We start from the raw sequence: 12,982 nt of genomic DNA on the forward strand, positions 1-12,982 counted from the left end.
GTTTTATTTTCAGGGTTTTCTTATCTATTTTTTATATCAAAAATAATAGCAAACGCTTTCATGTTCCGACTAAATATTGTATAATAAATATATAAACTATTCCGTCACTAACAGATGAAAAAAGGAGGTCTTATCATGAAAAACATCATATACATCAAAACCATTGAGCTCCTTATTATTGATGGAATCATGCTGGCATTTTTGACATTTAAAGAGGGGCTTACTTGGGACTGGATTTTGATTTATAGCGGTTGGCTCATTTTCTTTCATCCTGTGCTATTGACCTATCTGTCCAACCAACTTTGTGACCACTTTAGTCAACTCTATTCCCAGATTAGACCGAGATTCTGGCGCTTTGCCTTACAAATTCTCCTATGGGATATCCTGATGATTCTCTCCTTGATATGTTTAAGTGGTATTTCACTTTTCCTCCAAGGAGCTCTCCTAATCCTAGGACATCTCATCTCTTCCTATCGCATAAGCCAAAGCCTGAAAAGAGACTTCCCAAAAGCCTATCAAGAACCGATTTCATTTTGGAGTATTTTATGATAGATAAGAAAAACCAAGCCGTCCGGGCTTGGTCTTTCTTATCTATTTTTAGTATCTAGGATAATGGTAACCGGTCCGTCATTGACCAGCTCAACCTGCATATCCGCTCCAAAGATGCCTGTCTGAACGGGTACTTCTTTCGCTAATTTTTGATTGAAAGCGTCATAGAAGTCTGATGCCATATCAGGTTTGGCTGCGCCTGTAAAGGCTGGACGATTACCTTTCTTAGTATCCGCAAAGAGGGTAAACTGAGAAATAGAGAGGATTTCTCCTTCAATATCTTTGACAGATAGATTCATCTTGCCTTCTGCGTCTGAAAAAATCCGCATGTTGACAAGCTTTCTCACAGCATAGTCCAAATCTTCCTCTTGGTCCTCTGGTCCAACACCAACCAGCAATAAGAGGCCTTGGTTGATTTTCCCCTGCACCTGACCTTCGATACTTACTTGGGCTTTTGTAACCCGTTGGATAATGATTTTCATAATAGCCTTTCTAGTAAGAGCTAGGGCAATTAACCGTTAGTCCGTTTGACAGAGTAAACTTCTGGCACACTCTTAATCTTGTCCACGACCGTGGTCAGCGTCGAGAGGTTGGCAATGCCGAAAGACACATGGATATTAGCAAACTTCATATCCTTGGTTGGCTGAGCGTTGACTGTTGAGATATTCTTGGTTGTGTTTGAAAGAACTTGCAGTACATCGTTCAACAGTCCTGTACGGTTGAGGCCGTAAATATCGATATGGGCCATATACTCCTTATTTGAGCTAGAGTACTGGTCTTCCCACTCCACATCAAGGAGACGTTGCTCGTAGTTTTCTTGGGCACGCAGGTTCATACAGTCCACACGGTGAATAGCCACACCACGCCCCTTGGTAATGTAGCCGACAATATCGTCACCAGGCACTGGATTACAACACTTGGCAATCCGCACGAGGAGTCCAGAAGCACCTTCAATGACTACACCACCCTCATGCTTGACCTTGATGGTTTCTTTATTTTCAACCTTGATTTCGCCACCTTTGACAAGTTCTTCTGCCTCCGCCTTGGCCTTGGCACGTTCTTCCTCACGGCGTTCCTTTTCAGTCAGACGGTTAAAGACGGTAATAGCACCGATTTCTCCAAAACCAATGGCCGCAAAGAGGGATTCTTCTGTTTTATAGCTAGTTTTTTGCAGAACTTGGTCCATATGACGCTTGTCCATAAATTTATTGGCCACATAGCCGTTTTCTTGGAACTGGGCCATCAACATCTCACGACCCTTGTTGACAGACAATTCCTTATCTTGATTTTTAAAGAACTGACGAATCTTATTGCGCGCCTTGCTGGTCTTGACCATGTTGAGCCAGTCACGGCTCGGTCCAAAAGAATTAGGGTTGGTGACAATTTCAACCTGATCCCCTGTCTTGAGCTTGGTTGTCAGTGGAACCATGCGACCATTGACCTTGGCACCCGTCGCTTTTTCACCGACCTTGGTATGGATTTCATAGGCAAAGTCAATCGGTCCTGAATCTTTTGGAAGGGAACGGACAGCTCCATCTGGAGTAAAGACGTAAATCTCCTCAGCCAGATAGTTTTCCTTGACAGAGTCCACAAATTCCTTGGCATCATCAGCCTGGTCTTGGAGCTCCATCATCTCCTTGATCCAGTTCATCCCAATAGCTGAGTCCTTGCTGTTAACCTGCCCCTTAACTCCTTTCTTATAAGCCCAGTGAGCCGCAACCCCGTACTCAGCCACCTCGTGCATGGCTTTAGTTCGAATCTGGAACTCAATCGGTCCTTTTGGCCCATAAACTGTCGTATGGATAGACTGGTAACCATTGGCCTTGCGGTTGGCGATATAGTCTTTGAAACGACCAGGCATGGGTTTCCAAAGTTCATGAACATAACCAAGCATGGCATAAACATCACTTTGGGTATCCAAAATACAGCGAATGGCAATCAAATCATAGATTTCCTCAAACCGTTTTCTCTTATCCTGCATTTTGCGGAAAATCGAGTAAATATGCTTGGGGCGACCGTAAATCTTCCCTTTCAAGTGACGATCTGTCGTATATTCCTCTAATTTTGTGACTACCTCATCCACCAAGGCTTCACGCTCTCTACGCTTTTCCTTCATCATATGGGTAATCTTGTAAAACTCTGTCGGATTGAGATAACGGAAAGACAGGTCTTCCAATTCCCATTTGACACTGGAAATCCCCAGACGGTGAGCAAGAGGTGCATAGATTTCCATGGTTTCTTTGGAAATACGCTCCTGTTTGTCTTTTCTAAGGTGTTTCAGGGTCCGCATATTGTGCAAGCGGTCAGACAGTTTAACCAAGATAACGCGGATGTCCTCAGACATGGCCATGAGCATCTTGCGGTGGTTTTCAGCCAACTGCTCTTCGTGAGACTTGTACTTGACCTTACCAAGTTTGGTAACCCCATCGACAATCACGCGCACATCAGGACCAAACTCTCTTTCCAAATCGTCCAAGGTCGCATCAGTATCTTCCACCACATCATGCAAGAAACCACAAGCTACCGTTACGGCATCCAGCTTAAGCTTGGCTAAAATACCTGCCACTTGGATGGGGTGAATGATATAAGGCTCACCTGATTTGCGGTATTGCCCACTATGACAATCCACCGCATAGACCAAGGCCTTATGGACAAAATGAACATCCTCTTCCGTTAAATATTCTTTGGTTAAAGCGACAACTTCTTCGCCTGTTAAATTCACTTCTTTTGGCATTTCTACTCTCCAATTCTTCCTACCATTTTATCACTTTTTTAAGAATATGAAAACTAGATTGGAACAGAATAAGAAAAAAATAATTCAGAATTGCTTGATAATTCTGAATTATTAGTCTATAATATATTACGAAGTTAGATTTTAAACTTAGGTGATAGAAGGAGAGATAGAAGAACGGAAACCATATTGTAACCCAAAGACTTTCTGACTTCCCCAATTCCATTGAAGATACGAAAGATAAACGATGGAACTCGTGTCACATACACTGGTACCTTGACTGGATTTTGGAATTAAAAATCCTCAAGATGCTTTCTTTTATCCTTTAGTTTATAAGGAGAACACCTATGAAAAAAACTGCTATTTCTATCTTTGCTCTCCTAGTGTTAGGAGTTAGCTGCCTGTTCCTATTCAGCCAACAAAGCTATAAAAAAACAGTCGTTCAATATTATGCTAACGACCAGAACCTGCCCAATAGGATAACTTATAGTGAATATAGTGATAAACGAGAAGCCAACTACGGTGGCACTCTAAACATCACGTCTATCAAACAAGCTAATGACGGAGTTTATGCAACCTATGAAGGGCAATTGACACCTCTCCAATATTGATAAATTGATAACCAGCCTGTCTTCATCTAGTCATGCTGGTTTTTAAGTTCATCCTAAATCCTTACCTATTTTCCCCAACTGTGCTATACTTATCTTAGTACATTCTTTGAGATTGGAGCTAATATGAAAATCCATAAAACTGTGAATCCTGTTGCCTATGAAAACACCTATTACCTAGAAGGTGAAAAGCACCTCATCGTTGTCGATCCCGGGAGCCATTGGGACGCTATTCGTCAGACAATAGAGAAAATCAACAAACCAATCTGCGCTATTCTATTGACCCACGCCCATTATGACCATATCATGAGTCTGGACTTGGTTCGCGAGACTTTTGGCAATCCTCCTGTCTATATCGCAGAGAGCGAAGCTAGCTGGCTCTATACTCCTGTCGATAATCTCTCTGGGCTTCCCCGCCACGATGATATGGCAGATGTGGTCGCAAAACCTGCAGAACACACTTTTATCTTTCACGAAGAATACCAACTGGAGGAATTTCGTTTCACTGTCTTGCCAACACCAGGTCACTCTATCGGCGGTGTTTCTATCGTCTTTCCTGATGCTCATTTGGTCTTGACAGGTGATGCCCTGTTCCGTGAAACAATCGGACGAACGGACCTTCCGACTGGTAGCATGGAGCAACTCCTCCATAGTATCAAAACCCAACTTTTGACCCTACCAAACTACGACGTCTATCCAGGGCATGGTCCAGCTACTACTATCGCTCACGAAAAAACTTTCAATCCTTTTTTCTAGTAAAATGATGACAATGTCTATCGCATTTTAAGTACACTATCCAGCAAATCTTTCTATTACAAAAGGCATCCAGCCAAGGTTTTCACACCTGATTGGATGCCTTTTTTCTGATAACTAGATTTTTTGCATTACCAAATAATCACGCGCTCTTCTGGCGAACGCCACATACCGTCGCCTTCTTTGACATCATAGGTTGTAAAGAAATCATCGAAGTTTGGTACTTGTACATTGACACGGAGTTTGGCTGGTGCGTGCACATCGACGCTAGCCAAAAGTTTCATAAATTCTGGACGACCTTTCATGCGCCAGATGCGACCGAAGTTGTAGAAGAATTCTTCTGCTGAGAAGTCTGGTTCTCTCTTAGCTGCTTCAAGCGCTGCAGCGATTCCTCCCAAGTCAGCCACGTTTTCTGATACAGTCAATTTACCGTTGATGGTTGCACCATAAGAATCCTGTCCATCAAATTGATCGATAACTTTTTGTGTTTTCTCCTTGAAGGCAGCATAGTCGCTCTCTGTCCACCAATCCTTGAGGCTACCATTTTCGTCAAAGGAAGCTCCGTTGGTATCAAAGGCGTGGGAAATTTCATGGGCAATAACTGCCCCAATCCCACCGTAGTTAGCAGAAGATGACTGATGCAAATCATAGAAAGGTGCCTGTAAAATAGCTGCTGGGAAGACAATTAAGTTCTTCTGTGGATTGTAATAAGCATTGACCATATGAGCAGGCATGCCCCATTCCTTGTAGTCAACAGGTTGGTTCCACTTGCTCCAACTGTGTTTGATTTCCACACGCGCAAAGGCTAGAGCATTGTCAAAAAGACTAGCAGTCTCATCCACTACCTTGTCCTTATAGCGTTCAGGCAATTCTTCTGGGTAACCGATATAAGGCTTGATGACATTGAGTTTGACGATAGCCTTGTCACGAGTTTCTGGAGTCAGCCAGTCATTCTTGGCCAAGCGTTCCTTATAGACATCAATCATGGTTGCCACTTTTTTCTCCACATCTGCCTTGGCTTCTGGGGAGAATTTTTCATGGGCATACCAGAGCCCCAAGGCTTGTTTGAAAGGACCTTGTGCTAGTTGATAAGCTGCCTTGACCTTGTCTTTGGCTTCTGGAACTCCTGAAAGCGCACGGCTGTAGGCACCTGACAAGACACGGATTTCTTCTGTTAAATAGCTGGTCGAGAGATTCACAACACTTAAAATTAAGGTTGCCTTAAGAAGAGACCATGCCTCTTCACTATAGAATTGATCTGCTGCTTGCCAGAAACGTTCCTCGTCTACGATAACCTTGTCTGGTACTTGTCCAAGAACGGCTTGGAAGAAGTCATCCAAAGGTAAGGCAGGTGCAAATTTCTTGAAATCTTCGTAAGCGTATGGATGGTAAAGTTTAGCATATTCTGAACTTTCTTCATTAGAGAGCACCACTGCCGCAACTCGGCGGTCCAATTCTAATCTTTTCTCTAGCAAGTCTTCAATTTCTGCATCAGAGAAATCATAAGCCTTGAGAAGATTTACGCTGCTTTCTTTCCAAAGAGTCAAAAGCTCTTCACGCTGAGGATGGTCTTCAGCATAGTAGGTCGTATCTGGAAGGATCGTGCTTGGAGCGCTAGCCCATAGAACATTGATTCTAGCATCCATAAAGTCTGGCGATACACCAAAAGGAAGGAAGTTTGGTTTTCCTGCAAGCTCAAACTCTGCTAGTTTAGCTGTAAAATCCGCAAAAGTCTCCAATTCTTGGAATTCTTTAAGAAGTGGTAAGACAGGTGTGATACCGTCAGCTTCTCTCTTGTCAAAATCACGAACTAGGCGGTGATATTTGACAAAGTTTGCCAAGATAGCATCCTCAGGCACCTCTTCTCCTGCCAACCACTTGTCTGTTGTCGCCAGCATCAGATCTTCAATTTCCTGGTCTAAATCAACAAAACCTCCTGTTTGAGACTTATCTGCTGGGATTTCAGCTGTCTGTTGCCATTCTCCATTGATAGCATCATAAAAATCATCTTGATAACGTGTCATCGTGTTCTCGCTTTCATTTGTACTTGCTTTTAGCTTAACAAAAATTACCTAGGAATGCAATTAAAAATGAACTTTCTCTTTCCATCATTTTTCAGTTATTATTTTAATTTTTTAAAAATTCACAAAAAAATTAATTGTCTGAAAAATGAATTGACAAAAAATATATAAAATGATAAAATTTTATCTATCTCGTAGCTTTGCTACTTGAAATTTAAATATTAGGAGGTAGATTTTATGCTTAAGCAAAAACGTGTTCATTCTGCAAGTATTGCAGGAATCGCAGTAGAAGGATAGTAATACTTTCTTCACCGAGGCTGGTAACTAGACTTTCTCTAGTTACCTTTTCTTTTAATTGATATAAGGAGATATAATGGATCTACTAAAAGCTCGTCCAAAACTAAAAAAGGCTTACCCAGTAGTATATAAAGACGGATCGGTCTATATAGGTGGGTTTGGAGAAATTACAGAATATGAAGACCCTAGCGGAGCTATTGAATACATGCTCAAAAAAATGGATGGAATTAATACCGTCGAAAAAATCATAAGAGAAGTTTCAGAAACCTACAGTGAACTATCACCATCTGATGTAATGGAAGCTATTGATGAAATCAGTAAAGAACGATTTATCGAGGATTTAAATCTTACTGGTTCTAAAATATTATCCAAGTATGAATTAGAACGTTATCACAGAAACATCAACTTTTTTTCATCTTACGCAACTTTAAGTGAAAATAAATATATTTCTCAAAAAAAATTAATTGATTCAAAAATTGGAATTATTGGATTAGGCGGATTAGGCTCTCACATTATATATGACTTAGCTGGCTTAGGTATAGGAGAAATAAAAGCTGTTGAGTTTGATGTCGTTGATATATCTAATTTAAATAGACAAATTTTATATAACTTTGATGATATAGGAAAGAGTAAAGCAAGTATAGCAAAACAACGCATCTATGAATTTAATCCTCAAATAAAATTTACTGTTGAGGAAAAGAAAATCAATTCATCTGAAGATGTTGTTGAATCATTCCGTGGATTTGATTGCTTAATACTAGTTGCGGATAGACCTAAAGTCAAACTAGCAAGATGGGTAAATGAAGCTATAGTAAAGCTGAATATTCCTTTATTTTGTGCAGGTTTAGAAGCACAACGAGCCTTGCAATATACTATTATTCCCAAAATATCTGGATGCATTGATTGTTGGAGAAATACTATCCAAAAAGAACACCCTATTTCTCACCTAATCCTTGAAGAAAGAACTCGTTTAAACTTAGTTGGTGACAATACTGCCATAGCTCCTCTAGTATCTGTAGCAACTGGTATCATTTGTTCAGAAGTTACAAAATATATCACTGGTATCGGTGAATTAACTACTGTAGGCCAATTAAAATCCATAGATATGAATACAATGACTACAAAAATAGCCGAGCATTGGCATATAGATCCCAATTGTATAACCTGTCGTGGAGGTAATATTATTGAATAGAAATTACAAAATATTGTGGCTAACATTTCTTGTATCCAACTTTGGTGATTGGCTAAGAAAATTAGCTCTACCTTTGCTAGTATTTGAGAAAACAGGATCTCCATTTCATATGGCTACTCTATACGGTATTTCATTTTTACCATGGATTTTATTTTCTCTAGTAGGAGGTATATTAGCAGATAAATTCAAAAAAGTATATATCATCTCAATATGTCATTTAATCTCATTAGTCATTCTAAGTTTGCTAATAATATCTTTTAAAAATGATAATATACTCTTACTCTTAATTTATATTTTAACCTTCCTGCTCTCTTCTACAGAGCCATTAGTCCACCCAGCATTTCAAAGCTTGTTACCACAGATTGTGACAGACAATCAGCTATCAAAAGCCAATTCAGGAATCCAACTTATTGACAATACATTAAATCTTATTGGTCCTATGATTAGTGGATCTGTTCTATTACTTATTAATCCAGCTAAAGTTTTATGGGTCAATGCTCTTACCTTTTTAATTGCCAGCGTATTAATTCTCTTCATAAAAACTCCAGAAAATACACTAGTAAATATCTCTAAAAAAGAGAGTCTTTCTAAAACAATATCTATTGGTTTGCACTATGTAAAAAATGATAAAATCATCCTAAGTGGAGCTATTCTTTTTTTTGGAACAAACTTTGCCATTCATATATTTCAGGCCAACTTAGTTTACTATATTACAGATGTTCTAGGCTATACCTCCTTTCACTATGGATTAATACTCTCAATAGCTGGTGTAGGAGCTATATTAGGTGCTATTCTTGCCCCTGAATTAATTAAAAAGTTTAGATATGGAAAAATCCTCTCCATCAGTACAATGCTAGCTGGTCTATCTACTATGTTGCTATCAATTAACACAAACTATATATATATGGGAGTATTCTTAGGTTTGAGTAATATGTTTGGCAATATCAATGCCATTACATATTTTACGTTACGACAAAAAGTTGTCAAAAAAGAAATGTTGGGACGTGTTGTTAGTATTACTAGAATGATCTCATTTGCTTCTATCCCCTTAGGAGCATACATTGGAGGAATACTTGTTTCACATAACTTAACTATCATAAGTATTCTAATATTAGCAGGTACTATAAGATTTCTTGCAGGGGGATTTAGTTACTTTAGTCCATTAACCAAAAGTAAAAACTATTGATGTTTAAAGTGTGATATACTTATTCAAAATAATTCATCAAAGAATCGCTCATACTCAATAAAAATCAAAGAGTAAACTAAGGGCTTCTCCATAGATAGATTAAAATACTTTTTGAAGTACAGATACTAAATCTAATTAAAGAATCTTTAAAATCATAAAAACGCATAATATCAGTGTGTAAACCTTGAGATTATGCGTTTTATTAGACCTCCTACTAAATATATATCAAAATAAACTAAAAACAGGATAAATTGATTAGGAAATTCAAACCAATTTCTAACAATGTTTTAAAAAACTCGGTGGACTATTCCAGATTCAATCCACTATATATTGATTTCCTTGCGTAATGTGTAAAGATTTTGGTAAAGATTTTTCAGTTATTATTTTAATTTTTTCAAAAATTAACTTGACTTAATTTTTTTTTTAAGGTATATTAAGAGTTAGGAGGAATACAAGTTTATGATACGTATCGAAAACCTCAGTGTCTCCTACAAAGAAACGTTGGCACTTAAGGATATTTCACTAGTGCTCCAAGGACCAACAATTACCGGAATCATTGGTCCTAACGGTGCTGGAAAATCAACATTATTAAAAGGGATGCTGGGAATTATCCCACATCAAGGTCAGGCATTTCTCGATGACAAGGAAGTTAAAAAATCCTTACACCGAATTGCCTATGTCGAACAAAAAATCAATATCGACTACAACTTTCCCATCAAGGTCAAGGAATGTGTCTCGTTAGGACTCTTTCCCTCTATCCCTCTCTTTCGCAGTTTAAAGGCTAAACATTGGAAGAAAGTGCAAGAAGCCCTTGAAATCGTCGGTCTAGCTGACTACGCTGAACGGCAAATCAGTCAACTGTCTGGAGGTCAATTCCAGCGGGTCTTGATTGCCAGATGTTTGGTACAGGAAGCCGACTATATCCTCTTGGATGAACCCTTTGTTGGGATTGACTCTGTCAGTGAGGAAATCATCATGAATACGCTGAGAGATCTGAAAAAAGCTGGGAAGACGGTTCTCATCGTCCACCACGACCTCAGCAAGGTTCCCCACTACTTCGATCAAGTCTTGCTTGTCAATCGAGAAGTGATTGCCTTTGGTCCAACCAAAGAAACCTTTACCGAAGCCAATCTCAAAGAAGCTTACGGTAATCGACTCTTTTTCAATGGAGGTGACCTATGATTGCAGAATTTATCGATGGATTGCAAAAATTCCATTTCTTACAAAATGCCTTGATAACAGCCATTGTCGTAGGGGTCGTAGCTGGAGCTGTAGGATGTTTCATCATTCTACGCGGGATGTCACTCATGGGAGATGCCATTTCACATGCTGTCTTACCAGGTGTAGCCCTCTCCTTCATCTTGGGCCTTGACTTCTTTATCGGAGCCATTGTCTTTGGACTGCTAGCTGCCATCATCATTACCTACATCAAGGGAAACTCGATTATCAAAAGCGATACCGCCATCGGCATTACCTTTTCTTCTTTCTTAGCCCTCGGTATCATCTTGATTAGTGTCGCTAAAAGTTCAACTGACCTTTTCCATATCCTTTTTGGTAATATCCTGGCCGTCCAAGATACGGATATGTTTATTACTATGGGTGTGGGAGCAGTCATTCTCTTGTTAATCTGGATTTTCTTCAAGCAACTCTTGATAACTTCCTTTGATGAACTCTTGGCCAAAGCCATGGGAATGCCTGTCAATTTCTATCACTACCTTCTCATGGTACTCCTGACTCTCGTGTCTGTGACAGCCATGCAAAGTGTCGGAACTATCCTGATTGTAGCCATGCTGATTACCCCAGCTGCAACTGCTTATCTGTATGCTAATAGCCTGAAAAGCATGATTTTCCTTTCCTCAACCTTTGGAGCTACTGCTTCAGTTTTGGGACTCTTTATCGGCTATAGCTTTAACGTTGCGGCAGGTTCTAGTATCGTGCTCACAGCTGCTAGTTTCTTTCTCATTAGCTTCTTTATCGCTCCAAAACAACGATATTTGAAACTGAAAAATAAACATTTGTTAAAATAAGGGGCAAAACCCCAATAAATTGGAGGATCTAATGAAAAAATTAGGTACATTACTTGTTCTCTTTCTTTCCGTCATCGCTCTTGTAGCATGTGCTAGTGGAAAAAAAGATGCAGCTTCTGGTCAAAAACTAAAAGTTGTTGCTACAAACTCAATCATCGCTGATATTACTAAAAATATTGCTGGTGACAAGATTGATCTTCACAGTATCGTTCCTGTTGGTCAAGACCCACACGAATACGAACCACTTCCTGAAGACGTTAAGAAAACTTCTCAAGCTGATTTGATTTTCTATAACGGGATCAACCTTGAAACAGGTGGCAATGCTTGGTTTACAAAATTGGTAGAAAATGCTAAGAAAACTGAAAACAAAGACTACTTTGCAGTCAGCGAAGGCGTTGATGTTATCTACCTTGAAGGCCAAAACGAAAAAGGCAAAGAAGACCCACACGCTTGGCTTAACCTTGAAAACGGTATGATCTTTGCTAAAAATATCGCAAAACAATTGAGCGCTAAAGACCCTAGCAACAAGGAATTCTACGAAAAAAATCTCAAAGAATATACTGAAAAACTAGACAAGCTTGACAAGGAAGCTAAAGAGAAATTTAACAACATCCCTGCTGAGAAAAAACTCATCGTAACCAGCGAAGGATGCTTCAAATACTTCTCTAAAGCCTACGGTGTCCCAAGTGCCTACATCTGGGAAATCAACACTGAAGAAGAAGGAACACCTGATCAAATCAAGACCTTGGTTGAAAAACTTCGCCAAACAAAAACTCCTTCACTCTTTGTAGAATCAAGTGTGGATGACCGTCCAATGAAAACTGTTTCTCAAGACACAAATATCCCAATCTATGCACAAATCTTTACTGACTCTATCGCAGAACAAGGTAAAGAAGGCGACAGCTACTACAACATGATGAAATACAACCTTGATAAGATTGCTGAAGGTTTAGCTAAATAATAGATTTCAAAACGTCATTCTTCTTGAATCGACGTTTTTTCTATGCCCATATTTCCGGTCAAATCATTGGAAAATTCTGACCGTTTCAACTAAAATGGAAGAAAAAAAGATTGGAGTATCCTATGGTAACTTTTCTCGGAAATCCTGTGAGCTTTACAGGTAAACAACTACAAGTCGGCGACAAGGCACTTGATTTTTCTCTCACTGCAACTGATCTTTCTAAAAAATCTCTAGCTGATTTTGACGGTAAGAAAAAAGTCTTGAGTGTCGTGCCTTCTATCGATACAGGTATCTGCTCAACTCAAACGCGTCGTTTTAACCAAGAACTGGCTGGACTGGATAATACAGTCGTCTTGACTGTTTCTATGGACCTACCTTTTGCCCAAAAACGTTGGTGCGGTGCTGAAGGTATTGAAAATGCCATCATGCTCTCAGACTATTTCGACCAGTCCTTTGGACGTGACTATGCCCTCTTAATCAATGAATGGCACCTATTGGCACGCGCAGTTTTTGTCCTCGATACCGACAATACTATTCGCTACGTTGAATACGTGGACAATATCAATTCTGAGCCAAACTTCGAAGCCGCAATTGCAGCTGCTAAAGCCCTATAAAAAAAATCCTCTGTCACAAAGAGTTCCCTGCTCTTTGAAACGG

Annotated in this window: 12 protein-coding genes; 9 read left to right on the forward strand and 3 right to left on the reverse strand. The window is 39.6% G+C overall.

Translation table 11 applies throughout. The features are described 5' to 3' along the window. Positions 1 to 135: 135 nt before the first annotated feature. Positions 136 to 549, forward strand: coding sequence for a hypothetical protein (locus PCY12_RS01110; RefSeq protein WP_301351153.1), 414 nt, complete (start codon positions 136 to 138; stop codon positions 547 to 549). Positions 550 to 587: 38 nt separating this feature from the next. Here the strand turns inward: PCY12_RS01110 and dtd are convergent, their stop codons facing one another. Both dtd and PCY12_RS01120 read right to left on the reverse strand, forming a co-directional pair. After that, complete coding sequence (gene dtd, locus PCY12_RS01115) at positions 588 to 1,031, reverse strand: D-aminoacyl-tRNA deacylase (RefSeq protein ID WP_301351154.1); 444 nt, start codon at positions 1,029 to 1,031, stop codon at positions 588 to 590. A 29-nt stretch (positions 1,032 to 1,060) separates the two neighbouring features. Then, positions 1,061 to 3,283 (reverse strand): bifunctional (p)ppGpp synthetase/guanosine-3',5'-bis(diphosphate) 3'-pyrophosphohydrolase, encoded by a 2,223-nt coding sequence (locus PCY12_RS01120; RefSeq protein WP_301351155.1) that lies wholly within the window; start codon positions 3,281 to 3,283, stop codon positions 1,061 to 1,063. A 344-nt stretch (positions 3,284 to 3,627) separates the two neighbouring features. Here PCY12_RS01120 and PCY12_RS01125 point away from each other — a divergent pair, with 344 nt between their 5' ends. Continuing rightward, positions 3,628 to 3,891, forward strand: a complete 264-nt coding sequence (locus tag PCY12_RS01125; RefSeq protein ID WP_000750447.1) for a hypothetical protein — start codon at positions 3,628 to 3,630, stop codon at positions 3,889 to 3,891. 123 nt (positions 3,892 to 4,014) lie between these two features. Beyond that, the gene (locus PCY12_RS01130) at positions 4,015 to 4,644 is read left to right on the forward strand and encodes an MBL fold metallo-hydrolase (protein WP_301351156.1); all 630 of its coding nucleotides are present in this window, start codon (positions 4,015 to 4,017) and stop codon (positions 4,642 to 4,644) included. Positions 4,645 to 4,772: 128 nt separating this feature from the next. Here PCY12_RS01130 and pepO read toward each other — a convergent pair whose 3' ends face one another. Further along, positions 4,773 to 6,665: an endopeptidase PepO gene (gene pepO / locus PCY12_RS01135; protein ID WP_301351157.1), complete on the reverse strand. Its 1,893-nt coding sequence runs from the start codon at positions 6,663 to 6,665 to the stop codon at positions 4,773 to 4,775. 370 nt (positions 6,666 to 7,035) lie between these two features. On the opposite strand from pepO, the gene PCY12_RS01140 reads away from it, so the two are divergent. The 6 genes from PCY12_RS01140 (at position 7,036) to tpx (ending at position 12,939) form a co-directional block, all read left to right on the forward strand. After that, positions 7,036 to 8,151, forward strand: a complete 1,116-nt coding sequence (locus PCY12_RS01140; protein ID WP_112443925.1) for a ThiF family adenylyltransferase — start codon at positions 7,036 to 7,038, stop codon at positions 8,149 to 8,151. Beyond that, positions 8,144 to 9,337: an MFS transporter gene (locus PCY12_RS01145; protein ID WP_301351158.1), complete on the forward strand. Its 1,194-nt coding sequence runs from the start codon at positions 8,144 to 8,146 to the stop codon at positions 9,335 to 9,337. Before PCY12_RS01140 ends, PCY12_RS01145 begins: the two co-directional genes overlap by 8 nt. A gap of 459 nt (positions 9,338 to 9,796) precedes the next feature. Then, positions 9,797 to 10,519, forward strand: a complete 723-nt coding sequence (locus tag PCY12_RS01150; RefSeq protein ID WP_070842407.1) for a metal ABC transporter ATP-binding protein — start codon at positions 9,797 to 9,799, stop codon at positions 10,517 to 10,519. Then, a complete protein-coding gene (locus PCY12_RS01155) occupies positions 10,516 to 11,364 on the forward strand; it encodes a metal ABC transporter permease (protein WP_000559787.1) in 849 nt (282 codons plus the stop codon). The genes PCY12_RS01150 and PCY12_RS01155 overlap by 4 nt, the downstream gene beginning before the upstream one ends. Positions 11,365 to 11,395: 31 nt before the next feature. Then, entirely contained in the window at positions 11,396 to 12,325 is a 930-nt protein-coding gene (gene psaA, locus PCY12_RS01160) for a metal ABC transporter substrate-binding lipoprotein/adhesin PsaA (protein WP_000733078.1), read from the forward strand. Between the two features lie 122 nt (positions 12,326 to 12,447). Then, on the forward strand, positions 12,448 to 12,939 hold the full coding sequence (tpx, locus tag PCY12_RS01165; RefSeq protein ID WP_301351159.1) for a thiol peroxidase: 492 nt from the start codon (positions 12,448 to 12,450) through the stop codon (positions 12,937 to 12,939). The last annotated feature ends 43 nt before the right edge of the window (positions 12,940 to 12,982 follow it).

The organism is Streptococcus sp. SPS1, from assembly GCF_030439915.1.
Lineage (GTDB): Bacteria > Bacillota > Bacilli > Lactobacillales > Streptococcaceae > Streptococcus.